Genomic DNA, 26,259 nt, shown 5'->3' with positions numbered 1-26,259 from the left:
AATAGTAGCTTTAAATAATATTTACACTGCAATCTCATATAATGCATACTCATTATATTTGCAATATGATACAAAATGATACCATTATCGCGCTAGCTACCCCTTCTGGTGTAGGCGCCATAGCTATAATACGATTGTCGGGAGAAGATGCCATTGCAATAGCCAATAAATTCTTCAAATCCATTAAAAAAAATAAGTCTCTGATAAAACAAAAATCACATACACTTCATTTAGGGCATATTATTAATGAAAATCAAATTATTGACCAAGTTTTAGTATCAATTTTTAAAAACCCTAATTCATATACAGGTGAAAATATTGTAGAGATTTCTTGTCATGGTTCTAGTTTTATTCAACAAGAAATTATTCAATTATTTTTACAGAATGGTTGCAGAATGGCTGAAAATGGAGAGTTCACCATGCGAGCATTTTTAAACGGTAAAATGGATTTAAGTCAAGCAGAGGCTGTAGCCGATGTCATTGCCTCTAATTCTGCAGCATCTCATCAAATAGCAATTCAACAAATGCGTGGTGGTATTACCAACGAGCTAAAAGAATTAAGAGGTCAATTACTTGATTTTGCTGCATTGATTGAATTGGAACTTGATTTTTCTGGAGAAGATGTTGAGTTTGCCGATCGTACAAAGTTTAAAGAATTGGTTACTAGTATTTCCTCTGTTTTAAAAAGATTAATTGAAAGTTTTGCTTTCGGTAATGCTATGAAAAATGGAATTCCTGTTGCTATTATAGGAGAACCAAATGTAGGTAAATCTACCCTTTTAAATACTCTTTTAAACGAAGAAAAAGCAATTGTTTCAGATATTGCAGGCACAACTCGAGATGCTATTGAAGACGAAGTAATTATTGACGGGGTTGCTTTTCGTTTTATTGATACGGCAGGAATCAGGGAAACCGAAGACGTTGTGGAGAATATCGGTATTCAAAAAACCTATGAGAAAGCGACGAAAGCACAACTGATTATTTTCTTAATTAATGCTAAAAAATTTATTGAAAATCCAACTGATTTTTTACAAGAAATAGAAGACATAAAAGATCGTTTCCCTCAAAAAAGACTTCTTACGATTGCTAATAAAATGGATATGATTAGTACTGAACAGAAAAACCAATTAGCAACTCAAATTTCAAATGCTCTGCTATTATCCGCAAAACAAAAAATTGGTATTGATAGGCTACAAAATGAGCTAACTTCTATGGTAAATACAGGTGCATTAAGTAATAATGAAACCATAGTAACGAACTCTCGTCATTTTGAAGCCCTAACACTGGCTTTGGAGAGTATTGAATCGGTAAGAAATGGAATCGAGCTGGATATTTCTTCGGATTTATTTGCTATTGATATCCGTGAATGTTTACGCCATTTAGGTAATATTACTGGAGAATATGATGTAGACAAGGATATTTTAGGTCATATTTTTGGGAATTTTTGTATTGGGAAGTAAATGACTTTCTACCCATGTGTTATTTTTTATTTTTTTATAAAAGATATTTTTATCCGTTATTAAAATATAGTATCTTTGTTTCAAATTATTTTTATGTTTTCAAAGTCTTGTGAATATGGTTTAAGAGCAATTATTTATATTGCAAAGCAGACTTCTCTAGGTAACAAGACGAGTGTTAAAGAGATAGCAGAAGCAACTGATTCACCCGTAGCTTTTACTGGTAAAATACTTCAGAAACTCACTAAAAATAATATAGTGCAATCTATTAAAGGTCCTTACGGTGGATTTTTAATAGATGAAGACAAAACAAAGTCTACTAATCTAAGTGAAATAGTAAAGGTTATAGATGGAAATCATATATATACGAGATGTGGCTTAGGTTTAAAGGAGTGTAATGCAAACAGCCCCTGCCCGATGCATGATAAATTTATTAATATAAGAAGTGATTTAAAATCCATGCTTCAAAGTACATCTATTTACGACTTAATTAAATCAAATACAGGTAAAAGCAAAGCTATTCAACTAAAAAGATAGCGTTGAAAAGTTTTAAAAAAATTTTACATAATAAAAGACAAAAACATCCTTTATAAAAACATAAAGGATAAAAATATCCGATATAAAAATGAACTTAATGAAAATAAAACGAATTATTATTATAGCCTTACTTTTTATTTGGGTAGGATTTATTGGAGCTATAAGTTTTATGGAAGCCTGGTTAAAATTTACTGTAGTGGGAGTCACAAAAAAAATTGGTCTAGCAATTGGTAGTACAATATTCAACGCATTAAATAAAGTTGAAATTATTATCTCTATAATAATTCTTATAGTATTGTTTTTTCGTGAAAAATCACCAGTAAAAATATACTTAAAAAAACTAATAATTCCCTTTACCATACTTACATATCAAAGTATTTACTTATTACCAAGACTAGATCAAAGAGCTCAATTAATTATTGCTGCTATGCCTGTAAGCAATAATTATGAACACTTTATATATATTTTTCTTGAAATACTTAAAACTATAGCATTAATAATTATAGCAATACAAATATTAATTAAACATGAATATAAATAACAAAAAATTAGCATCTGAAATAACACGTATCGGAGATACTTTCTATTTCGGCAATGATTCTCCTGATTGGAACCTTGACCATTTGAGTGATTATGTATATCAAAATCATCACTTATATATAGAAAAAAAAGGACCTGAAATAATTAGTCTTTTAGAAAAACTATGTGATATAAAGGGACATAAATATCCTGAGCTACATGAAATAACAACTATTTTCAAAAAAGCTCTTGGTGATTTGACCATACATATGAAAAAAGAGGAACTCATTTTATTTCCTTTCATTAAAAAAATTGCAAAAGCATATAAAAATAATGAGACGTTTAAAGAACCTCCTTTTGGTTCAATTAGTAATCCAATTGACAGCATGCATTTAGACCATGAAAATGAAGAGACTCGATTTAGAAGAATTGCTGAACTATCAAATAATTATCAACCTCCAAATGATGCCTGTACTAAGCATAAAATTACCTTTTTATTACTTAAAGAATTTGAAGATGATTTGCATAAGCATATGCATATAGAAAATAATATTTTATTCAAAAAAGCAATTTTACTAGAAAAAAAATTAAGAAAATGAAAAAAGTTTGGAGCATATTTATACTTGTTGTAGTGAGTTCTTTCGCTGCACTTATTTGGGTTGGTACAGAAATATATCAAACCCAACCTCCCATTCCAGAGAAAGTGGTAATAAAAGAAACTAATGAAATTTTTTATAACAAATCAGATATACAAATTGGCCAAAATGTGTGGGAATCTATTGGTGGTATGGAAGTTGGATCTATATGGGGACATGGAAGCTATGTAGCTCCAGATTGGTCCGCTGACTGGATTCATAGAGAGGCTGAATTTCTACTTAACCATTGGTCTTTGAAAGACTATAATTCAGGTTTTAACACTTTAGATGTAGAAGAAAAAGGAGCTCTAAAAGCTAGGTTAGTTAAAGAAATAAGAACCAATACTTATAATAAGGTCTCTAAGACCATTACTATTTCTAAAGATCGGCTGGAAGCTATAAAAAATAACATCGATTATTACAGCGCTATATTTTTAAATGGACATGAAAAATATGCCATTCAAAAAGGCGCATTAACAAATAGCGAAAAATTAAAACAATTAAATGCTTTTTTATTTTGGACCTCTTGGGCAGCTAGTACTAATAGACCTAACAAAGATTATACTTATACATCTAACTGGCCTCATGAACCTCTAATTAACAACACAATAACTCCTGACTCGCAAATTTGGTCTGGTTTTTCTGTAGTACTTTTACTTTTATTTATAGGTATTCTCACTTATTATTACATCAGAAATCATGAAAAAGGTGATGCCGTTACAAGTCCGAGCAACGATCCTCTTCTTGAAATGTCTTTGTTTTATTCACAAAAAGCTGTTTTAAAATATTTTTTTGTAGTTTCTCTTTTAATTGGTCTACAAGTAGTTTTAGGAATACTGACTGTTCATTATACCGTAGAAGGACAAGCTTTTTTTGGATTTGAATTATCTCAATACTTACCCTATTCAATAACCCGTACATGGCACACTCAATTAGCTGTTTTTTGGATTGCTGTTACATGGTTGGCAACAGGATTATTCTTAGCCCCAATGATTAGTGGAAAAGAAATGAAGTATCAAATATTTGGTATTAATTTCTTATTTGTTGCTGCTTTAATAATTGTATTAGGCTCTATGCTTGGAGAATGGTTGGGTGTACATCAATTTCTAGAATTATCTACAAACTTCTTTTTCGGTCATCAGGGATATGAGTACATGGATCTTGGTAGGTTTTGGCAAATATTTTTAGCTATAGGTTTGATATTATGGATGTTTATGGTGGGAAGACATATTTTATTTGCTATTAAGAAAAAAGATGACTCTAAAAATCTACTTATCATACTACTCATTGCTGTTATTGCTATAGGAATGTTTTTCTTTTCAGGATTAATGTATGGTGAAAATAGTAGCTTACCTGTTATCAACTATTGGAGATGGTGGCTAGTTCATTTATGGGTTGAAGGTTTCTTTGAGGTTTTTGCCACTGTTACAATTGCCTACTTATTTTCAAGAATGAAAATTATTTCAATGAAAACGGCTGGTAAAACATCTATTGCTTCAGCGACTATTTTCTTAGCTGGTGGCATTATAGGTACTTTACATCATTTGTATTACTCGGGAACTCCCGTACAAGCTATAGCTCTTGGTGCTACATTTAGTGCTTTAGAAGTTGTACCTCTCACATTAATGGGCTTTGAAATTAGAGAAAATTGGAATTTATTAAACAAAAATAAATGGATACAACGCTATAAATGGCCTATCTTTTTTTTCATTGCTGTGGCATTCTGGAATATGATTGGAGCCGGAGTGTTTGGTTTTCTAATAAATCCCCCAATTGCACTGTATTACATACAAGGGTTAAACACAACCTCTGTACATGCCCATACTGCTTTGTTTGGTGTATATGGAATGCTAGGAATGGGATTCATTATCATATGTCTTAGAATATATTCTAAAAAAACATGGAATGAAAAACTTTTAAAGAATGCTTTTTGGCTTCTTAACTTAGGACTTATGCTCATGGTTCTTCTTAGTCTTCTTCCTCTAGGTGTTATTCAAGCATACACATCAATTACTAAAGGATATTCATACGCTAGAAGCGCTGAACTATTATATGATCCTGCCGTACAAACTATAAAATGGATGCGGATAATAGGTGATCTCGTTTTTTCTGTTGGGATAGGATATTTCTGCTGGTTTGTTATTGGAGAAACTATTTCCCTTATTAAATCAAAAACGAAACTCAATACTGTTATAAATAAATAAACATAAGAAGATGCTTACTTGTTTAGAGGTAAGCATCTTTTAGTTAAGAATTTAGTTGGTAATATTTTTAAATTAAACAAGTAAATAGTTATTACTTACAAAAACGTTTAAGGATTGATAATTGGCAATAGCTTAGAAACTTATAATTCACAAATAGATACACTTAAAAATAATTTGTATATAATTGTCTTGATATTCAAGATATTTTTATAATATCGATAATCAGAAATTTTATTGAATAATTTTGATTTAAACTGTAATTATTTGTTCTTGAACAACAATAATTAAATTTCCATAAAAATAAACAAAAGAGGCCAAATTCCCTGTAAATATGACCTCTTTTCAGTCAACTATTTCAACTGAAGGTATTACTGTTAAAATTAATATCTAAATTAAAGGTCTTCCTTTTAATCTTGATTCAATTCTTTTCTTTTTGGTAGTAAGTCGTTTCATTATATCCATTAAATTGGCATCTTTAGTTTTCTTGTAGATTTCGTTGAGTGCTAATACTAATCGTTTTGCTTCTCTTGAAGCTACAACCCTGTCACTTGTTGACATATTTTTCATTTTTGATTGTTCAAAAGCTAAAGCTTCATTAACTATATCCATAACTATTATTGTTTAACTATGTGTAAATATAGTTAAACAAAACTTTTTTTCATAATGTTTAAAATTATATTTATTTATGCTATTATAGTTTATAATTATGTAATTTCTTTAAGTGTTAATTGTAATTCCTAAGCTAAGAGATATAGTAAATACTGATAATGAAATACTTAATTTAATATTGTTAGTTTATTAAAAAGCAAAAAGCTACAATTTAATTCTTTAAATATTTAAAAATGATACTGATAATAATGTTATATCAAACACACTCAAAGTTATTTCATTCTAAGAAAACGTAATAAAATGACTTATATTCATTTATATGTTTGTAAAGTTACCTTATTACCTTAAGTTCATATTTTTAATTTGAAAAAAATGTGTATTTGATTATAATGAAAATACTTTTCAAAAATAAATTATTTTTGAAAGACTCTTTTAATTTGCCTTAAATTGTCTTTCTTGTTAGAATAACAACGGAATAACAAATATAAAAAGTAGCATTAACAAAAATATAGCGATGCAATTTAAAACCACACCTGCTTTCATCATGTCTTTTACCTTTATATAACCACTTGCAAATACAATAGCATTTGGAGGTGTTGCCATTGGTAGCATAAAAGCACAACTACTTGCCATAGTAACTGGAATTAGAAGATGAATTAAAGGAATATCTAAACCTATTGCAATTCCCGCTATCACAGGAGCCAATACCGCTACCAACGCGACATTACTCATTAATTCTGTCATGAATAACATTAGCGTAATCAGAACAAAAGCCGTAAAAACTATTCCTATATTGTAAGAAGAAATTGTCATTGAAATTAAACCAACAATACCACTACTTGACATTCCTTTAGCCAAAGCCAATCCTCCTCCAAACAATATAAGTATACCCCAAGAAAGCTTTTCTGTATCTTTCCATTCAACAATAAACTCTCCCTTTTTTACATTATGAGGAATTACAAATATAGTGAGAGCCGCCATAATACTTATTATGGTATCTGTCAGTCCTAAAGAAGGTAAAAACCTATTTATCAAACCTCTAAAAATCCACAAAAAAACTGTTATAGAGAAAACAACTAAAACATGCTTTTCTTTTTTAGTTAATTTACCAAGTTTATCTATTTCATCAAGAATAATATTTTCTGAAGTTCTAAAAGTAAGCCCTTTACTTGGATACATAATTTTAACTAATGTAATGTATACTGCTAAAATCATAATTATAGAAAACGGTAGGCCAAAAGCCATCCATTTGATAAACGATATTTCCGTATGAAATTCATTTTCTAATAGTCCTATAAGTACTGAATTTGGAGGTGTTCCAATCACTGTTGCTATTCCTCCTGCATTTGCAGAAAAAGCGATTCCTAACATTACGGATAGTGCAAAATTTTGATCTTTTTTTGTAAATCCATCATTATCATTTATTAAAAGATGAATTACAGATAATGCTATTGGAAGCATTACTACTGTGCTAGCTGTATTACTAATCCACATGCTTAATAACCCTGTAGCAATCATAAAACCCAATACAACTTTATTTGGTGAGGTTCCGGTTAACCTAATAATGTTTAACGCAATTCTTTTATGAAGATTCACTTTTTCCAATGCTAGTGCCAACACAAAGCCTCCAAAAAATAAAAATACTATAGGGCTTCCATAATTCGCACCTACATCATTTATACTCATCACCTTGAGCAAGGGAAATAAAACTAACGGTAATAAGGCTGTTACTGAAATGGAGACCGCTTCGGTTACCCACCATGTAATCATCCAAGTTGCTACAGAAATTACAGCATCTGCCTTTTCTGAAATAAACTCGATATTTAAATTATTAATGATAACAAAAAGTAACGGTCCTGCAATCAGTCCAAACCTTTTTACCCTAGAATAACTCATAATTTATAAAGCTTTGTTTATTTTAAATATCTTTTTTTTCGCGGCAAAAATGAGAAAAGCTTTTTAAGTTTCAAACTATTTGACCAAAAGTTTTATTTTCAACCTATTTCATTGAAAACATCAAAATTTTAAGGCGTAATAATTCCGAATTATGAATCTTTTACTGTAAAAATAGAGCTGCTATGTAATTACATAAACTACAAAAGAGCATGATTTCTCATGCCCCTTATAACTATTTAAAGTTAATTAATCCGTTTTCTATCTATTGAATACATATGGTTGGCCATCCTTCACTATCCCATTTTAGTTTTCGTATATTTAGTACAGGAACATAATTATTTTCTGAATCATATGCATGATGTACAAGATAATGAGAGTTGTTTTCATAAAAAACATCCGCATGCCCTGTTCCAATATATTTTCCATCCCTATCAATAACTAAGCTTCCCTCTCCAAATAGCAACTGACCACCGCTTTTATCAACATAAGGTCCTTCAATACGAGCAGAGCGACCTACCATTATTTTATATTTAGAAGTTTCCCCTGGACAACATTTATTGTGAGACATAAATAGGTAATAATATCCTGACCTATATACTATGTAAGAAGCCTCTACTACTGGATCTGCCTCAGACACAATATTTCTCTTCGCCAATGTCATATAATTGTAAGGTTCTTTTTGTGGTATTTTAAGAAATCCTTCCTTTAGAGAAAGTGCTTGTAATTTAACTAGCTTAATTCCTCCCCAAGTAGAACCGAATGATAGCCACGGCGTATTATCATTGTCTATAAATAAATGTGGATCAATAGCATTGTATGTAGACCTACCATCGCCGCAATTTATAATTCCATAAGGACCTATTTGTTTTGATTTAATAACAGGACCATGATCAATCCATTTATAATTTGGTGATTGTGGATCTAATGTTTTATTAGTAGCAAAACCTATTACTGAATTACAAGTTCCTCCCATATGTGATTGATAAAACAAAACATAGTTACCATTGTAATACTTAATATCTGGTGCTCCGATATGATCTGCATTGGGTAAGTGGTCTGTTAGCCAAGTAGGATATTTATTCTTAAAAACAGTACCTGATTTTTTCCAATCTTTCATATCTTTTGAGGTGTAGAACGTGCAATATTTACTTGAAGAATACAAATAATACGTATCGCCTTCCTTTATGATAGTAGGGTCATGAATATTGTGGACATCTTTATTGTCTTCTACAATATTTACAGATATGTTACAATTATCTGGTAACGTTTCTATTTTACACGCGTAATTTAGGACAACTAATAATAACAGTGCATTTTTTACTAAGAAGGATAAGGTACATTGCCTATTTCTTTTGAAAAGTCGATCATTTTCGAAAATCAAGTTCATAATTTCAAATTTTAGTTAATTGGGTCTGAGATACAATATCACTCTAATAAACTCAAACCGAGGCGAATATATCATATTTTTATATTAAAAAATAAAATAATTTTTGCATTTTTTGTTAAAAAAATAGATTAAACATAAAAAAAACTTTTTTACAAATTATTTCTCATAAATTCTAATAATTTATTTTTACTTTAAAAGTTCATCCAGCAAAACGTTCTTTTCTTTTAAATAGTTTCAACATTAAATTGTACAAAATAGACCTTCAAAATAAAATTTACTTTATTTTTACCTGCTATATGATGCAACTAGAAAATTTGGTGGGTGATTATTCAATCATTGGTAAAAACCAAAATATTGAGCAAAGTAGTTACAAGGGTACTCTAAACTTATCTTTGGATGAGAACAAAAGAATTAATGCAAAATGGATTATTGGAAATCAACTTCAGTTCGGTAATGGTTTTTTTAAGAATGCTGTTTTAGTTATCAATTTTTGGTATCAGGGAGAAGATTCGCTTGTTTATAAAGGGGTTGTCTTTTATAAATGTCTTACGGCAACTATTTTGGATGGCTTTTGGTCAGAAGAATTTGGTGATCCCAAATTTTTAGGTGAAGAACGTTGTTTTAAAATTATCCAAAACGATCAGATAATCAACTAAAAAACGTTTATTAAGGTAAAAAAGCGCGAAACAAAAAATTATTTATCAATAATTTACCTACTCCAATAAAATAAACAATGTCCTCAATAATTATCAAAAATAAATGAATAAAAATGTCCTTTTATTTAATAATTTATTTAACTTTGAGTATCATTTAGTTTTATTATCTGCGTATTAACCATTCTATACTAACTATTACTTAATTCTGTTAATTGTTGATGCGCAGTTTTTCTGTAAACATTTTCGATAATTTTTATTCATCACTTCTGTACTTCATACGTATCACTAAGTTTATGATAGAATTTGGCAAATGCTATCTCTAAATATATAGCTACTTCCGTTTTTGTTTTACCCTCTTTTAACATTCCTAGAATTGTATTTAGATGAGTATGTTTAAAATCGTAAAGCATCCCTTCTGAGGCATACAAATCTATTTTTTTAAAATTTTCCAATTTTGCTAACATAAATTTATTTGCTTTATAGGCGCTTTTTCTTTTTGAAAGAAATTGCTTCATTTTTTTACTTTCTTTTCTATGACTATTATTATAAACACTTCTTGCTCTATCATATCTTTTTTCAACGAGCCATTCTATTTTTTTTGCTTCATTGTATAATTTTTTAAGACCATTAAAAGCCAAGTTGTAATAAGTATCTATGTAATCCTGATTTTCATACAAGTAATCTAAATATTTTACAGCTTGCTTTCTATATTTCGATTTTGATTTTAATTCAGCATTTTGTACTTCCTGTTTAAGTTGACTTAACGTCTCAGAAATCTCAGTTACTTTATTAATTTCTTCAAATTTAGCATCGTTTGCAACAGCTAAAACTTCTGGTGTAATTTCATTTGGCTCTCCCTTAAATACGTGTGTTTTATACTTAAAACCAAAGGTTTTTGTTCCTTTACTACTCTGATCACTCACACGTTTTTTAGCAGACAGGTCAAAGGCATAATTATACCCAAAAGTTATGGTTAAATCTTGTGTATTTCTTTGACGGCTATTTCTAAAAAGCTGAATAGCACTTAAATTAAAATTATGCTTTTTCTTATAAACATAATTCGCATTTGCTCGAATATTTGCCGCACTTGTGTTGCTGGTTTTATTTTTACTCTGATTATACGATGTGCTTATTGTGGTATTTACTTGATCTTTTAAAAAGCGCTTGTTTACTGCAAAAGTAGGCCCCCATGTGAAAGCATCTTCCCTGCCAATGGTGTTATAAGTTGTATTAATAGCTGATGTTATATTTATCTTTTTCTTCGGTAACCCTAGAGTATAAGAAGTATTAAAATTATGAAACGTAGACCCATTTCCTACCCTTACGACACCATTTTCTTCATTTGCTACCGTTGCCAAAGAATAATTCGTATTTAAATTTTGCCTTCTTTTTTTTGTGTTTTCTATAATGTAGGCAACATTTATATTAGCATTTTGGGATAATTGCTTGTAATTAAACAATTCATCTTGATTATCTAATAAATTATCATCGTTGATATTATCAAATTGATCTAGCCTATTGTTTGTAAATGTTGTAAAGTTAGAGTAACTCCCTGAAATATTAACTTTTTTATTCATAGCATACGTCGCATTAACACTCCCTACAGTTCTGCTAGTATTCGTTTGCTTTTGGTTCTCCAAATCATCTCTCTGATAACCTATATTAAAAGAAAGGTTTATTTTATTTTTAAAAATAGAGGTCGCTCCGTTTAAAGTTATGTTTTCAAAATCATTATTAAAGAAATAGCCTCCTAAAGTTTGATAACCAGGATCAATCCGTTCATAACCCACTCCAAATTTATACTTAGAAAAAGTATATTCCATTTCTGTTCTAAATGCTTTGTAAAACTCTGTTGAAGCTCGATTATTAAATAATACTCCTGCTATTCCTTTACTGGTATTGACTTCCTCTGCTCTTAAATCTTGTGTAATTGCTGTAGAAGCAAACTCACCTTTAAACTGTAACCCATCCATTACTGTTACGCCTCCTCCTATGCTCAACACCAAGTTTTCTTTTGGTAAAACTCTTTTTTCATCTGGCACTCTATTGATTGAGTTTAATTCATCTTTAGCATAAAACCCTATAATTTCAGCATAGTATTTCTCTTTTTGATAGCCCACTTTTGCACCATACCCCATTCTTTTAAAGGCAGGCTGTGTTCTATTATCATCGTTATCCTCAGTAGCTTTTAAAAGTCTTCCATACATTGCAGAGAAACTAAAACCTCCTTTAGGGGTTAACTCTATTCCTCCTCCTGTAAATTGATGCCCTGCTAATGTATATGGAGAAAAACTCATGGTTACGTCACCTATGTGCGCCTGAATCCATTTGTACTTAGGATGTAAACTTAGTCGGTTAAAATTGAAAGGTAGTTGGTATTCTAGATCTCCACCTTGGTTAGAATAACTGTATGTCACAGGAACAGAAAACTCATATATATTAAAGTTTAAGCTACCTTGCAAAAAATAAGTAAACGGCGCTCTAGCACTGTTTTGGTTTGAGTTATAATAAACTGTATTAGCAGCTACTGTACCACTTACCTTAAAGGGTTTTCCCCTTCCAATGTTTCCAAAATCAATTTGTTGTGCCATCAACTGTCCACCAAATTGAAATCCACAACAGATAATAGTAATTTTTTTAATCAACAAACACCTCATCATCCTATATTTCTTATACATATTTTTAATCTCTTTTTCTTATTTTTTTGCCATGCAATTTTGACTATCTCTTACTTTTATTCTATAATTACCTTTTCCCAAACCACTTATTCTCGTGGTGTTCGTATTTAAAAATGGAAGCCAATTGCTATAACTAATTCCTCCATTGGTTGAATATTGATAAAACAAAGACCTATCAGACTCTCTACTCCCTTGTAGTTCTATATAGCCATCATTACTATCAAAACAACTTTCAGTAGCGCTGCTAGTAATAGAAAAATTAACAGGAGCAGCATTTCCAATAGTTAAATCTACCGTTTCCAAGCTATTTCCTGTCCATGAAGGATCGTCTCCCGATAAACTTCCGGTATGTGATTGGTATTTTAGTTTATATTGCCCAGCTGTTAAATTATTTGGCCAAGTATAACTTTTATTACTCAATGTTGAAATATCTAAAATTTGCCCTCCCGCTGGTATAATATCAAACGCTCCATTAATAGTATTCTTCTGAAACAGGGTTATTGCTAACTGTTCTCCTGAATTTAAATCTCTATCAAAATTTAGGGTGAAGGAACCATCGTTTTTATAACTACAGGAGGTTTTTTGAGGTACAACTGGTCCTTGGAGTTGGGGGGAGCAACCTACCAATTTATAGGTTAGTGTACTTGAATATGCATTGATATCAATTTCACCCTTTAATGAAGAATATCGAACTCTTAATTGAAGATTTTCACCTTCTTGTAATCCCAAAAAATCATCTTGTGATATGTTAACTATACTTGCATTATTCCCATATGTTAAAAGTTCCTCCCAATCTAAATTATTTGGTATATTATACTCTAAGGCATAATTACAATTGGTTGGCATAATTAGGCTTTTAGTTTCACAAGACTTTATATCATTATTTACCGTGTTAAAATTATTCACAACCTTAAAATCCTCTATTTCAATCAATTTAAATTTTGTGATCAACGCATTATTACACCGGTTTCCATTTACGGCTTTCATAATAAAACTCGAATTTGAAGAGCATCTATCAAATGTTTGTATTGGACTGAGAGAAGCAATCGATGTACATGAAGTTAAGGTTCCAGAGACTGATACTGATTTAGCCTTTAAGCTTGTTATAGGATTATTTGTTGTAAAAATATAAAATATATTTACTGAAGCTTCTTTTTCTATTGAAGTAACATCATATATTTCTTTATCTACACCATTATTGACATAATAAATTGTATTATGCCAAGTAGGTTGTGAGGATGATGTAGTAAATGTAGCTTCATACTGTAATAAATAAGTGTGTTGGCTAAAAGTAACAAAACTATATAGAAATAAAACTACATGTACGACTAATTTCATTTTATCATTCACAGTTAATACAGGCATCTTGCTTATACAATTCAATAAATTAAAATCATTACTAAAAATTATATATTTACCTCCAAAAAAATTCATTTTTTTAAACCCTTCTAGTACTCTTTTGCAACGAGTGCCTATTTTATTTTTATAATTTATATCTACCATAGTGGAGCTATATTAACATTAGACACTTCTTTATTATCTTCTTCATAAGCTACATAACTACTATTTATCTACCCAACCTACTGTTGTAATTGTTATAAAATAAGCTTGTGTTATGTCGGTTACTTTATATTTTGTTGACATTCTTACTTCTTGTTCTGTTATACTATTTAACCAAATTATCTAACAGTTTTACAATAACTTTATTGGTATTGCTTACTCGTTATCGGCACGGATTGCAAATCCGCGCTATCGGATTATTATGTATTCTCTCTTTCTTAGCAACTCAATTGTCCAAATATTCAAATAATAAACTTTTGTTATCCTTAATAACCTTTGCAAGTTTATCTATGTTTAATACTCCATTTGAATCTTTTACTAATGGTTTTAGTTTATTTATTTTCGGAAAGTTTTCATTATTTTCTTTACTGTAAAATTCCCAAAAAGAAATAATTTTTAAATTCTTTATAACATATATAACATTTTCAAATTTTTCATTCTCCAATTTCAACCAAGTATCTCCCCTTCTTATATATCCTTGAATTTTAGGCCTAGATTTAATTCCATCTAAAATTTCTTTGTATTTTATAAAAGAAATTAAACCTTCATTATGAGAAAAAGAAAACTTTAAAATTAAATTAATACCATTACTATTAGATTCACCTATGTTATTAAGAAAAATATTCTGTTTATCAAGTATTAATTTAGATTCTAAATCTTGTTTACCTATAACATCATATAATATAGAGTCTCTATCATTATTTAGTATTTTGTAAGAAAGTAAATAAGGCTTATCCAATTCTCCAACTTTATTAATTTTGACTTTATTCCCTATGAACTTTGAGTAATCAACATTCTGTGAAAACAAACATATAGGGAATAGAATAAATATTAAGTATTTTAACATTTCTACCAATTTAAAGGGTTCGTGAAATATTCTTTTTGCTCATTTGTTAAATTTTGTTTTAATAATAATTCAAAACTAAACCCATCTTTATAAACACTTTTTAGTAATTCCTTTTCAAACTCATTCTTGGGATTATTTGACAATAACCTTTCCATTACGTCTGGTTTAAAAACCATTAAAGCCATCGCAATCTGAGTTAAATAAGGCTTTGATGTAACCTTCCATACCTCTTCTGACCTTTGCATTATTAAAGCACCAGCCACGGGTTTCTCTTTATCTTGTTGATGAAAATAAAATTTGACAATAGCAATTTTACTTCCATTAGAATTAAATTCTAATTTAGCTTGAAGTTCAAAATAAGTTTTATCTTTATTGTAGTTATTGACTTTATTAAAATGAGATTCACTTTTTTTATCGGCATTCTTTTCTCCTCCTAACGTATTATAATTTACCCATTCCTGAGAATTAGCACTTAAAATAGAACTCATTAATTCTTCTGGATAAGAGTTTTTAACTTCATTAATACTATTATATATAGGTTTCGATTTAAAACTCGGTTTATAAACGTAAAAATTAGTTTCAGTAATGTTATTCGTACTTAAAATAATTCTAGCACCTAAACTTTTCTCTTGCCCAAAGGAAAAAAAGTGGATCATAAATAAGACCACACAAAAATTAAAATATAATTTATTCATTCTCTAATTGCTTTAATTTTCTATTTGTTTTTCTGAAATAAAATACTATTAATGGATATACTAAAATTGGATAAATTAGTTCCATTAACCCTTTTCTTAAATACCTATTTTTATCCAACTTTTGCTCATTTTCTTTTTTTAATATGGTTTGCTTAAAATCTGGACGATAAAACACCATTATGGTATCAGAAGATAAATCCGCATAATTTTCCTTACTGAAAGAACTTACCCCTGGAGTTTTTCCTAAATTGACCATGACTTTTTCTTTATTTTCATTTATCGTACCATACCCGTAACAATTAAAATCGTCAGTTCCATGACCATCTCCACATTCAATTTTTTTCATATAAAATAGCCCAATTTTATATAGGCCAGCATTTTTAAAAATATTTAATGAATAAAGTCCCATGTACAAAAACAAAAAAGCGGGTAATGTTCCTGTAAAAAGAAATAGAAATAAAATTAATGATTTCCTTTTTGTCTTTTTATATATAAAATTGTTTTCCATTAATCATTTCTTTTAGGATATATAGTAAATCTATCTAATAGTTGCCATTCATGACTTTGGTCAAAAACTGTAATACCTCCAGCCATAATTTTTCCTTTAAAAGCCCCAATTAAAGGATCAAAATAGATAGTTGGTTTAAATTCAATATCATCATTGCTCTTAATTACTAATTTCCCTGCCACGTTTAGAGTAGCTTTTCCATAAGCCTTAATCTCAATCGTTACATTTTCTACATTCGATAAAATATCTGCTTTAACTCCAAACTCTGCGCCACCACTCCCTTTCGCTTGTATTGTGTTTTTTGTTTTCTTAAAGTAATCTTTATCATTTCTCTTTTCGTATGTCAGGACACCAGAAATTCCTATACTCGCTTTAAGATCTATAAAAGCTCCTATTTTCCCCAAATTAATGTTACTAAATGGTATTTTTAGTTCCCATGAATAAGGAGGAGGCAATTTTACTTTATACTTAACATCAACTTTAGCTTCAATACTACCGTCTCTTATAGTTTTATAAAATCTAGTTTCTTTATCTTCTTTATTTCGCTGAGTACCTTTTATTTCGATTTTTGGTTCTATCTTTATTCTGTCACTTGTATACCTATCAATAATTTTTTTTATTGTTTTTACTTTTTCAAATATATCTTCTACTTGAGACTGTATAGCTGGTGGGATTACTTTGTGAGTTTGTTTATCCTCTTTTATCCATTTTATATCAACACTTCTCTCTGTTTGATTCTGATACCCTGTAGTTACACTGGTTTCATATTCTGCTTCTCTAGCTCTTAAATTTCGTTTTATTTTTTTCTCTCCATAATTATCAAATGAATTTGTACCATCAAAACTCCATTTAATATCAGTTCTTCTGATTTGATTTTTATATACTTTAGGCGAAGTTTTTATTTCGAAATTAACTTCTTGGAAATCTTCGGGTAACGTAGGTTTTTGGACTAAATATAAAACTTGTCCTGATTTTGCCAATCTATACTTCTTGTGTCTAGCAAGTAAACCCTCAAACTTAAACTTTTTACGTGGTATATTTAATTTTATTCTTATTTTTTTTGAATTATCGTTAGGGTAATCCGATTTCTCCTCCCAATATTCAGCTTGCAAAACAATTGTTTCATTTATATCATTGACCACATCAATCTTTTTTGATTTTCCCTGACCTAAAGACTTTTCAGCGGAAACTGCATTAAAACTTTTATGAAAACTCCATTCTATCCTTGAATCCTCTTTAACATTTTTTAAAATAAAATTTTGCTTTTCTAATTTTCTATTAAAGGGAATAGTAATGATGTCCTTATCAGAATAATCTTTATTCTGATATTCTATGACTAGTTCGTTATTATCATCATTAGATCCCTCTTGAGGAGGATCATCGGAGGTATCTTGAGGTGGATTTCCACCTCCAGGTGGAGGAGGATCTTCTGAAGTAACGGGTGTATCAGGTGTATCGGGTGTATCAGGTGTGTCTGATGGCGGTGTTTCTTCTTGATTTTCGCCCGAACCTTCAATTTGAGTATCATTATCTGTTGCGTCTGAATTATCCGAAGTAGAAGGATCATCTGATGGATCATCTCCAAAAACATCATCAATAAGTTCTAAAACTTCATCAAAAGACTCATCTAAATCAATTATACCACTCCATGTTGGATCGTAATCTGTAACAACTACTCCCTGAATAAGCTGCTTACTTGTATTTATTTCTATCCCTTCAAAAAACACTTTAATCCTAGTGTATTTACCTAAATTAACATCCTGTAAATCATCATTCTCATCTATCAAATCACCTGTTGCAATATTTACCGCATCAATAATCTCTTTAATGTTTTCTAAAAAAGGCAAGGTTACATAGCCCCAACCCGAAAAAACACCGTTTCCTCCCGAAACCTCTCTTACTACAACAGGAAAATCACCCGCTGTAAAGGTATCATTCGGTTTTAAACTTGGTAATGGATCGGTATTAGAAATGTCTATCTCTGGGGTGAATCCGCAGTTGTAATACGCTGCTTCATCATTAGACGGTGTCGTAAATTCTTGAATGTTTGAATATGCATATCCTGATAACGGTGTGCACTCTCCTCCCACTCTAAATTCATAAATGGTATTGGGTTCTAAATTGTAAATCGTGCCCTCGTTGGTGTAACTCTCAGTGCTAAACCAATCTGCTTCTCCAAATCCCTTTTTTCGGTATTGAATTTGGTATTTTATATGATCTGATAGTTGCCAGTTAACACGAACTGATTCCGAATTTAAGGCTTGTGATATGACGAATGAAGGCGACGTACAATCTTCTAAATATCTAAACCAAAAAATCTCACTTTTTCCATCGTTTTTAAATACAGCGGTTTCTTCAACACCATCACTTACAAAAGCTCTTACTTGCCAACCGTACATTTTACCAGAAAGCATTTGTGGTGCTTCCGGACCTACTAATAAAGTGGTGCTTTGTGTGGTAGTTTGATAAAAAGGTACTGAACCTAAAAAATTTGCTTGAGGGTTTTGTATGTCCCAAAGCTCTTTTAAAGTAAATTCATACTGAACGTTTGGAGCGTTTGTATGGCGGGGTGTCCAGGTAAAAATTACATTCTGTGGATTCATCGCCGTAACAACATTATCTCTGAAAGGTAAATTTAAAATGGGCGGATCATTTTGAATAAGATAAATAGTAGTACATCCGTTGTTAGATATCTTTCTATTGGTAAAATAATCATATACCTCAAAACAAAATTCGTAAGGTCCGTTGGGTAATGGCGTATTGAATCGTTGTGGCGTAATTCCTGTTAGATTATTTTGACGAAAATAAGCTTGTAAGTCAAGATTTGATAGCCTTAAATTAACACCTCCGTCTAAAAATATAGGAGCTTCTCCTATAATTAAATCATTGGATATAATGGTCAGTCCTTGCCCTTTGATTTGCATTTTTAATCGAACACGCCTTCCTATTTCATTAATATCTGTTAGTAGCAGATTAACAAATAGCTTTTCACTTGTTGTGGTTGCATAATCAGATAGTTTAATGCTGTACGGAGGTACTATTTGTGGTGTTACTTGCACTGGATAGGTTTGTGCATTGGTTTGAAGGGAGGTTACCAGAATGGTTAATAGCAAACTGGTTTTCAAAAAGCAATTTTTAATCTTTCTATTATTTAGTAGACTTGTTTTTTGTTGCCAATGAGTTGCTAAGCTGAACTTTTTTAAATTGTTCAAACAACCTTCAAAATACAGAACAAAATAACAATTAAATAAATGTACTATTTCTAACAATTTTCTCATTACTATTTAATTTTTTGAGGGTTTTGAATCATACATCCTAGCAATTTTCTTGCATCTAATGACTCTTTCATCAAAATACCATGTGTTTCATTCTCTATATATTCACAAGCCAAAGAAAAATTGATCCAAACTTGCGTTTCGCTATTTTTCATATCGGCATCTGACAACTTCATAAGAATATATTTTATATTATCGGTTAATGAAAATTTGGTACTACTAAACTGGATTATTTTTTCATTTAACAAGGCAAAAAAATAAAGCATAACATTGCTACGGTTTCTTATGTTATCGACGAAAGATGTAAAAAGAAACTGTTTATATGCGAAATTTTTATTTAGAAATAGTATTGCATATAAATAATTTCTGTGGCCTTCTGCACTATTTGGACATATTTTTCTATAACTTCTTCTCATTTGATTTCTTAAAAAAGAACGTTCTTCCTTTGGATATTTTTTTGTTTTTTCAAATATATTCATGGCTAAAACAAATACTCTTTATATGCTTTTACGTCTTTAAAATACATTACTTAGCTTCTTTTTGAATTTTTATATCTACTACAATGTAAGAATTGACACCTTGCTTTACAAACTCTTTAATTTTAATTGCGCCCTTTCTTTGATCTGCGGTTTCAAATAATACTATTCTTGGCAAACCTACCTCTGAAAACTCTTGATGCCCTGCTGCTGTTTCATGAATCGTTGTATTTTGAAAAAATACATCATTCCTAAGTGTATCAAATTCTAAAACCGACATGGAAGTTTGGCAATTACAATGTTCTTGAGAATTGATAATTTTGGTAGTTCCTGAATTGGGGATCACAGAAAAAGCGGTAGACTGTGCCTTATCTGGACTTACAAACTTGTTAAATGTAAAACTATCATTAAGTCCGAAGTATACAATATCTATTTTAGACCCGATTGCATCTGTAACTTCATTTTTAGTATATACTTTTCTATCCGCTGCCGAAAAGAAAGCACCAATATTACCGTTATTATGTGCCGTATTTATCCCTAATTTTAAGTTCTCAAATGTTCTGATGTTGGTATTTTCATAAACGGAAATCGTTTTGACAATTTCCTTTTCTTGTTTGCTATTAGAAGCCTTCAGTTTAATTGCATGTGTTCCTGGTGTTACCAACGTAATTTCCATATTTTCGTCGGTACTTGAATTAATTGTAGCGCCTTCAAAGGTCCAATTAAACTGAGTAGCGCTTATACTTCGATTTGTTAAACTAACTTTTACTGGAATTTGAAAATCATCATCTTCCGTAACCACAGAATAATCGAAATTAGCTTCTAAGTAAGGAAATACCTCAACTGTCTTCTCTAGTGTATGTACTTCCGATCCGTTTCCTGCTCTTAATCGTATTGTATGCTCACCAGGGGTAGTAAATACAATCGTACTTGGATGTTGTTCTCTTGAAGTTTGCAAAGAACCTCCTTGAAAAAACCAATCGAAGAAAAATGCTCCAGTTGTATTGTTCGTAATCGCAATTTCTACAGGCGAAAAATTATTTTCTATAACCTGTACGTCAAAATCCAAATGAATTGTTGGGTTAATACTTATAGTGTCCGTTTGTATGTCAACACTTCCATCCCTATTAGATGCTTCAAGTTTTATCACAAATTCTCCTGGTTCATCATACACTATTACCCCCGGATTTTTGCGGTTAGAATTATTGGGTTTTCCTCCTTGAAATGTCCATTTATAAGTATCTGCTCCCGTTGTAGAATTGGCTAATTTAACGCTTACAGGTGCCGTTAAATCATTATTCAAAATGGTATGAGTAAAGGCTGTTTTCACTGGTAAAGCTACCTCATCAATACAAGCAAAAACAGCACTTATCAATGTCAATAAAATAACTATTCTTTTCATTTATTCTATAATTACTTTTGCAATTCTTCTTGTTTTTGCCGATTCTAAAAGAATAATATATATTCCAGGAGGAACATTAATATTATAATCAACTTCATATTCTTTTTGTCCAGATAACATTTGATCTTCAATTATCGTATTGGCAGAAAGACTAAAAAGACGTAAAGAAATTTCAGCCTCTTTTTCTAAGGTAATCGTTACCTTAAAGTTTCCTTTATTCGGATTAGGAAAAACGCTAAATTCTTTTACTAATGGACCTTCAATATCACCAATATCTTCTATAGTTCTTGCTTTGTGAACTTGTACCACTTTAGTTATCATTTTTCTACAATTTCCTTCTTCAGAAATCATTGAGACTTCATAGCTTCCTGGAGCTGGAAATCGCAATACAACACCTTCCGTTGTCTCTTGAACTAAACTAACGTTGGTAGGTATACGCCAAGAAATAGTATCACTGATCGGGTTGGATACGTTTATAATAACAATATCTTCCCCAACAAATGCCTGAGAAGTAAGTATAAACTGTGCATCAATAATAGCATTGGAAGCGTTTATAGTAATACTTTTCGATATCTCACATCCTTCATTGGTTTTTACAGTTAATGTATACACGCCTTCCTCACTTAAAATAACATTGCTACTAGTACTATTAAACCCATTGGAAGATGTCCATTTATACGATGCAATGCTACTTTGTGCCACATTGTATTCAATGCTTTCTCCTGAACACAGGGTAACTTCGCTTGGTACTAGTTCAAAAGCAAATTCTTCTGGGTTTTCAAGCGTAAATTCTTTTTTCATTTGACAGCCCTTTTGATCGGTCACTGTTACAGTATAGGTTCCTGAGCATATATTAGCAATACTACTTGTTGTTGCTCCATTATTCCAAAGAAATGTAAAAGGTGCTTCTCCTCCTTCTATATCAACATTGATTGCTCCACTACATTGATTGTAGCATTTAATATCAGTGATTGTCTCGTTAATTATGAGAGGAGAATTGTTCTCTAACGTAATGCTTGCTGTTGTTTGACATCCGTTGGCATCTGTTATTAACACAAAATACGTTCCTAATGAGGCATCCGTCAGTTCAGCGCTAGTTTCTCCAGAACTCCATGCGTACGAATAAGGCGGTGTTCCTCCTTTAACTATGGGAGTAATCTCCCAATCATTATTCATTCCACATCCAGTAGCATTGGACTGAAGAGTAGCCGTTAAAATTTCAGGTTCTGCAACAAAAAAAGATTGGCTGTTACTTGCATTATTATTAAAATCGGTAACTACTACATAATAATTTCCTGATGGTAAATTGTAAATAAACTGACCGTTGCCTAGTACGTTATTGGTACTTGCGGAATACCATACATAGGTATTTCCTCCGACGCCTCCATTAGCCACTGCTTTTAAGGATGCTTGACTATTTCCTTTACATTGTATTTCTTCATTCTGTTCAATAGTGACAGTAAGAGGTTCAGGTTCTCCTAGATTATATACCTCAACAAGCTCGCAACCAAGCTGATCTGTTACTTTTAAAGTGTAATTTCCTGCTGAAAGATTTTGTATGGCATTCGTATTTCCTAAAAGATTTAGATCCTCATCTCTCCATTCCAATTGATATGGCGCTGTTCCTCCAATTACATCAACTGCTATTTTTCCATTACTAAGTCCTGCTCCTGTTGGTGTGTTAAATACTGTAGGTGTAGCCTTATATTCATTAGGTTCAGAAATTAGTATGGTTGCTGAAATTTCACAATTATTATCATCTTTCACAACCACTGTATAACGTCCTGCTGCTAATGCTGTTATTGTTGAAGTCGTCATTCCATTATTCCACGCGTAGCGGTATGCATTGGTTCCTCCAGTTACCGAAAGTGTAATACTCGCATCATTTCCATTATAACAACTAACCGCTGTTTTAGTATAGCTAATAGCGAGTGGATTGTTCTGAGGTAATAAAATTTGTGCTTGTGCAGTATTTCCATTAGAATCGGTTACTTTTACCATATAGGTTCCAGAAAAGTTTGTCAATTTAAAGGCACTACCTATTTCTGTAGTAGGGTTGTTCAAATCAAACCATTGATATGTGTAGGTTTCATTCATTTTTAAAAATCCTCCTGAAACGTTTGACCTAATCGTTCCTCTTCCACCAAAACAATCTATCGGATCTGCAATTGCTAATGTTACCTCTAATTTATCAGGTTGTGTTATTGTATATTCTTTTTGAAGGATACAATTATTAGCATCTGTAATAGTCATTACATAGGTAGCTGCTGCCAATCCTGTTACATGGCTTGTTGTACCAATGATAGCAACACTATTTTTTAATCTAAGCGTATATGCGTAGGGCAAAACACCTCCTTTTACAGCTACTACTTTAATTTCTCCATTATTAGTTTCAAAACCTGATAAATTTACCTGAGTATCATTCTCTATTTCTATTTTTTCTGGTTGCGTAATCGTAAATGTTTTTTCAATTGCTGGATTAGGGCAATTTAAATTATCTGTAACTTTTAATTTGTAGGTTCCAACAGGAATATTTGAGAGCTTATTAGTTGTACCAATTACATCAGCCTGCCCTTGTTTAGTCCATTGATACAAATACGAGCTACTTCCTCCACTTAAGGCTACCTCTATTGCGCCAGTTGTATCTCCAAAACAAGCCACATTAGTAACTTTTGAAGAAGAAATTTCTACCAAGGCCGGATTTATCATTTCTAACTCAGTGGTCGTTTTAACACCGTTTCCATTTCTATCCGTTACCTCGATACCGTAAACTCCTGCAGCAATATTTGTCAATGTTGTTCCAGTAGCGCCAGATATAAATATTTTTCCTCCTCCTGCTTCTTTTTCATACCAATGATAGGTATATGGAGGCAATCCTCCTGAAACAGCTACTTCCATTTTTCCATCAGTATCGTTAAAACAAAATAAACGTCCATCGCTTGGAATAGTAATAGCTGCCACCAATTGTTCTGGTTCATCTAAAATATGAATCAACGTTTCTGAACATCCATTTGTATCTTTAACTTTTACTTCATAACGTCCTTTACCTATATTCGTTAAATTTGGGGTTGATGCGATTGAAATTGTTGCTCCATCTTTAAACCATTCGTATGTATAAGGAAAAGTACCTCCTGTAACATTGATGTTTATGCTTCCGTCTGTGCCACCATATGCTAATGGATCTTGAGCATTTACGATTCCAACAGATAGCTCTTGTAGTGGTTCCACTATGGTTATCGTTTTTTCTAAGGAACAGCGATTGTTATCCGTTATCTTAACCGTATAGTTTCCCTCTCTTAAACCTCCAATGTCTTTCGTTGTTGCACCATTAGACCATTCGTAGGTATACCCTGGGGTTCCTCCTGTAATATTTAATGCAATACTTCCCGTATCTCCTCCCTTACACAATACATTGGCTACTGTTTCTTGTATTGAAAGGGGCTGTATTGGCTGGTTGATAACAATACTTTTTTCTTTTTGCTCTACAGGAACTCCTGCTAAAAGTACTGTAACCTTAACCTTGTAAGTTCCGATGCCTAAATTAAAAACGGAAGCTGTATTGGTACCAAAAGTTGTATTGGTACCTTCTACTTTAAACCATTCATATTGATAAGTAGAGCTAGCCCCTCCTTCAACATTGGCTGTTATCGTACCTGATGCTTCTCCAAAACACTTAACATCACTCTTGTTTAATTTAATGATAAGTGGTTCGGGATCTGTCAATATAATATTTGCTAGCTCCTCATTACAATTATTAGAATCAGTTACAACTACTTTATACGAACCTTCCTTTAGCCCTGAAACATTCTGAGTAGTTGCAAAAGGAGTAGAACTACTATTCTTAAACCATTGATAAAAGTACGCTCCTGTTCCACCTAAAACCGATACATTAATAAATCCATCACTTGCGCCTGCGAAAGTTGGATTTCCATCGCTTACCTTAGAAACCTTTATGGCACTAGGCTGTTCAAGCTTGGTTGGCACAATAGTCGACAAACATCCATTTGCATCTTTTACTTGTACTGAATAATTTTTTGCAGTTAAATTAGCTATTGTTTTTGTTGAATTGAAATTTACTGATTGTTCAATACCATCAAGAATTAAAGTATATGGTATCATACCTCCTGTTATTGACACATTTATCTTTCCGTCATTCCCTCCATTACATGAAATATCACTGGGAGTAATTATTGGTGTCGATAGTTTTGTTGGTTCTACAAGATTTACTGTAGCACTCTTTTTTATATATTTATCTGAAACTTCTATTCTATAATTTCCAGCCAATAGGGGTCCAAAATCAACAACTTGATTAGTAGCACTCGAATAACTAACATATTTAATAGGCAATATAGAAGTGTTACCATTTTTATAAAGTTTTACTGTGTAATTTCCACTACTAGGTGAAAAACCTCCTTTTATTAACGCTCTAATATGTCCTTCTCCCTCAAAACAAGCTATTGGTAAATGTACAGAAGTGCTAATTTTCAATTCTGGCGGATTGGTTAAGTTAATTTTATTACTTGTAGCTTGGCAGGTTCTACTTTTAGCTATCACATGGTATTCTCCATGCGAAAGCCCGTTAATCTTATTATTCTGATCTAAAATAGGCTGCGGGCTCATTTGAACATCGTTTTTATACCAGGTATATGTATAGGGATTTAAATCTGTATCCCATCCTCCTTTCACCACACTTAACTCAATAATTCCTGTATTGGTATTATACTCTTTTATTTCTTGTGCTTTTACAATGGTAACAGATAGTTTTTCCGAGGGGCCTTTTATTTCTAATTCAATAATTTTATTATTATCCCCGTCAACTATTACTGTTTGAGAAAAAATGCTACATGATATCATTAATAACATTATTACTAAAAACTTATACTTCATTGTATTTTTATTTTTCCCTTGATAATTCATA

The 26,259-nt window shown here is 31.3% G+C and carries 18 protein-coding genes; 6 read left to right on the top strand and 12 right to left on the bottom strand.

All coding sequences use genetic code 11. From position 1 onward, the window contains the following. The first annotated feature begins 65 nt into the window (after positions 1-65). From mnmE to AC2GW8_RS00605, 5 genes are all read left to right on the top strand, one after another. A complete protein-coding gene (gene mnmE, locus AC2GW8_RS00625; protein WP_440880867.1) occupies positions 66-1,460 on the top strand; it encodes a tRNA uridine-5-carboxymethylaminomethyl(34) synthesis GTPase MnmE in 1,395 nt (464 codons plus the stop codon). A gap of 75 nt (positions 1,461-1,535) precedes the next feature. Beyond that, the gene (locus AC2GW8_RS00620) at positions 1,536-1,994 is read left to right on the top strand and encodes an RrF2 family transcriptional regulator (RefSeq protein ID WP_440880866.1); all 459 of its coding nucleotides are present in this window, start codon (positions 1,536-1,538) and stop codon (positions 1,992-1,994) included. A 97-nt stretch (positions 1,995-2,091) separates the two neighbouring features. Further along, a complete protein-coding gene (locus AC2GW8_RS00615) occupies positions 2,092-2,535 on the top strand; it encodes a hypothetical protein (RefSeq protein WP_440880865.1) in 444 nt (147 codons plus the stop codon). Then, positions 2,522-3,112 (top strand): hemerythrin domain-containing protein, encoded by a 591-nt coding sequence (locus AC2GW8_RS00610; protein WP_440880864.1) that lies wholly within the window; start codon positions 2,522-2,524, stop codon positions 3,110-3,112. Before AC2GW8_RS00615 ends, AC2GW8_RS00610 begins: the two co-directional genes overlap by 14 nt. Then, on the top strand, positions 3,109-5,352 hold the full coding sequence (locus AC2GW8_RS00605) for a nitric-oxide reductase large subunit (RefSeq protein WP_440880863.1): 2,244 nt from the start codon (positions 3,109-3,111) through the stop codon (positions 5,350-5,352). Before AC2GW8_RS00610 ends, AC2GW8_RS00605 begins: the two co-directional genes overlap by 4 nt. A gap of 387 nt (positions 5,353-5,739) precedes the next feature. Here AC2GW8_RS00605 and AC2GW8_RS00600 read toward each other — a convergent pair whose 3' ends face one another. The 3 genes from AC2GW8_RS00600 to AC2GW8_RS00590 all read right to left on the bottom strand — a co-directional run bounded on the left by AC2GW8_RS00600 (position 5,740) and on the right by AC2GW8_RS00590 (position 9,244). Next, positions 5,740-5,961: a hypothetical protein gene (locus AC2GW8_RS00600; protein WP_440880862.1), complete on the bottom strand. Its 222-nt coding sequence runs from the start codon at positions 5,959-5,961 to the stop codon at positions 5,740-5,742. Between the two features lie 459 nt (positions 5,962-6,420). Further along, positions 6,421-7,857 carry an SLC13 family permease gene (locus AC2GW8_RS00595; protein WP_440880861.1) on the bottom strand — a complete coding sequence of 479 codons (1,437 nt, stop codon included), beginning with the start codon at positions 7,855-7,857 and terminating at the stop codon, positions 6,421-6,423. Positions 7,858-8,119: 262 nt separating this feature from the next. Continuing rightward, the gene (locus tag AC2GW8_RS00590) at positions 8,120-9,244 is read right to left on the bottom strand and encodes an arabinan endo-1,5-alpha-L-arabinosidase (RefSeq protein ID WP_440880860.1); all 1,125 of its coding nucleotides are present in this window, start codon (positions 9,242-9,244) and stop codon (positions 8,120-8,122) included. Between the two features lie 299 nt (positions 9,245-9,543). On the opposite strand from AC2GW8_RS00590, the gene AC2GW8_RS00585 reads away from it, so the two are divergent. Further along, positions 9,544-9,900 carry a hypothetical protein gene (locus AC2GW8_RS00585; protein ID WP_440880859.1) on the top strand — a complete coding sequence of 119 codons (357 nt, stop codon included), beginning with the start codon at positions 9,544-9,546 and terminating at the stop codon, positions 9,898-9,900. 260 nt (positions 9,901-10,160) lie between these two features. Here AC2GW8_RS00585 and AC2GW8_RS00580 read toward each other — a convergent pair whose 3' ends face one another. From AC2GW8_RS00580 to AC2GW8_RS00540, 9 genes are all read right to left on the bottom strand, one after another. Then, the gene (locus AC2GW8_RS00580) at positions 10,161-12,578 is read right to left on the bottom strand and encodes a TonB-dependent receptor (protein ID WP_440880858.1); all 2,418 of its coding nucleotides are present in this window, start codon (positions 12,576-12,578) and stop codon (positions 10,161-10,163) included. Between the two features lie 18 nt (positions 12,579-12,596). Continuing rightward, positions 12,597-14,081, bottom strand: a complete 1,485-nt coding sequence (locus AC2GW8_RS00575; RefSeq protein WP_440880857.1) for a hypothetical protein — start codon at positions 14,079-14,081, stop codon at positions 12,597-12,599. A gap of 283 nt (positions 14,082-14,364) precedes the next feature. Continuing rightward, complete coding sequence (locus tag AC2GW8_RS00570) at positions 14,365-14,985, bottom strand: hypothetical protein (protein WP_440880856.1); 621 nt, start codon at positions 14,983-14,985, stop codon at positions 14,365-14,367. A gap of 2 nt (positions 14,986-14,987) precedes the next feature. Further along, complete coding sequence (locus AC2GW8_RS00565; RefSeq protein ID WP_440880855.1) at positions 14,988-15,680, bottom strand: hypothetical protein; 693 nt, start codon at positions 15,678-15,680, stop codon at positions 14,988-14,990. Then, entirely contained in the window at positions 15,673-16,026 is a 354-nt protein-coding gene (locus AC2GW8_RS00560) for a hypothetical protein (protein WP_440880854.1), read from the bottom strand. The genes AC2GW8_RS00565 and AC2GW8_RS00560 overlap by 8 nt, the downstream gene beginning before the upstream one ends. Before the next feature lie 161 nt (positions 16,027-16,187). After that, positions 16,188-19,313, bottom strand: coding sequence for a fibronectin type III domain-containing protein (locus AC2GW8_RS00555; protein ID WP_440880853.1), 3,126 nt, complete (start codon positions 19,311-19,313; stop codon positions 16,188-16,190). A gap of 155 nt (positions 19,314-19,468) precedes the next feature. After that, positions 19,469-19,942 carry a four helix bundle protein gene (locus tag AC2GW8_RS00550; RefSeq protein WP_440880852.1) on the bottom strand — a complete coding sequence of 158 codons (474 nt, stop codon included), beginning with the start codon at positions 19,940-19,942 and terminating at the stop codon, positions 19,469-19,471. Positions 19,943-19,988: 46 nt separating this feature from the next. Continuing rightward, entirely contained in the window at positions 19,989-21,341 is a 1,353-nt protein-coding gene (locus tag AC2GW8_RS00545) for a PKD domain-containing protein (protein ID WP_440880851.1), read from the bottom strand. Beyond that, entirely contained in the window at positions 21,342-26,258 is a 4,917-nt protein-coding gene (locus AC2GW8_RS00540) for a T9SS type A sorting domain-containing protein (RefSeq protein WP_440880850.1), read from the bottom strand. It abuts the gene before it with no gap. Between the last annotated feature and the right edge of the window lies 1 nt (position 26,259).

Source organism: Tenacibaculum profundi (genome assembly GCF_057162725.1).
The sequence above is the reverse complement of the archived record's forward strand: the minus strand, read 5'-3'. Positions and strand labels throughout refer to the sequence as shown.

Bases quoted from the DNA above. Each gene is read 5' to 3' on its own strand.
- AC2GW8_RS00590 (WP_440880860.1), bottom strand. From the start codon at position 9,244: ATGAACTTGATTTTCGAAAATGATCGACTTTTCAAAAGAAATAGGCAA.
- AC2GW8_RS00600 (WP_440880862.1), bottom strand. From the start codon at position 5,961: ATGGATATAGTTAATGAAGCTTTAGCTTTTGAACAATCAAAAATGAAA.
- AC2GW8_RS00575 (WP_440880857.1), bottom strand. From the start codon at position 14,081: ATGGTAGATATAAATTATAAAAATAAAATAGGCACTCGTTGCAAAAGA.
- AC2GW8_RS00565 (WP_440880855.1), bottom strand. From the start codon at position 15,680: ATGAATAAATTATATTTTAATTTTTGTGTGGTCTTATTTATGATCCAC.
- AC2GW8_RS00550 (WP_440880852.1), bottom strand. From the start codon at position 19,942: ATGAATATATTTGAAAAAACAAAAAAATATCCAAAGGAAGAACGTTCT.
- AC2GW8_RS00615 (WP_440880865.1), top strand. From the start codon at position 2,092: ATGAAAATAAAACGAATTATTATTATAGCCTTACTTTTTATTTGGGTA.
- AC2GW8_RS00595 (WP_440880861.1), bottom strand. From the start codon at position 7,857: ATGAGTTATTCTAGGGTAAAAAGGTTTGGACTGATTGCAGGACCGTTA.
- AC2GW8_RS00580 (WP_440880858.1), bottom strand. From the start codon at position 12,578: ATGTATAAGAAATATAGGATGATGAGGTGTTTGTTGATTAAAAAAATT.
- AC2GW8_RS00570 (WP_440880856.1), bottom strand. From the start codon at position 14,985: ATGTTAAAATACTTAATATTTATTCTATTCCCTATATGTTTGTTTTCA.
- AC2GW8_RS00610 (WP_440880864.1), top strand. From the start codon at position 2,522: ATGAATATAAATAACAAAAAATTAGCATCTGAAATAACACGTATCGGA.
- AC2GW8_RS00585 (WP_440880859.1), top strand. From the start codon at position 9,544: ATGCAACTAGAAAATTTGGTGGGTGATTATTCAATCATTGGTAAAAAC.
- AC2GW8_RS00545 (WP_440880851.1), bottom strand. From the start codon at position 21,341: ATGAAAAGAATAGTTATTTTATTGACATTGATAAGTGCTGTTTTTGCT.
- mnmE (WP_440880867.1), top strand. From the start codon at position 66: ATGATACAAAATGATACCATTATCGCGCTAGCTACCCCTTCTGGTGTA.
- AC2GW8_RS00605 (WP_440880863.1), top strand. From the start codon at position 3,109: ATGAAAAAAGTTTGGAGCATATTTATACTTGTTGTAGTGAGTTCTTTC.
- AC2GW8_RS00560 (WP_440880854.1), bottom strand. From the start codon at position 16,026: ATGAAAAAAATTGAATGTGGAGATGGTCATGGAACTGACGATTTTAAT.
- AC2GW8_RS00540 (WP_440880850.1), bottom strand. From the start codon at position 26,258: ATGAATTATCAAGGGAAAAATAAAAATACAATGAAGTATAAGTTTTTA.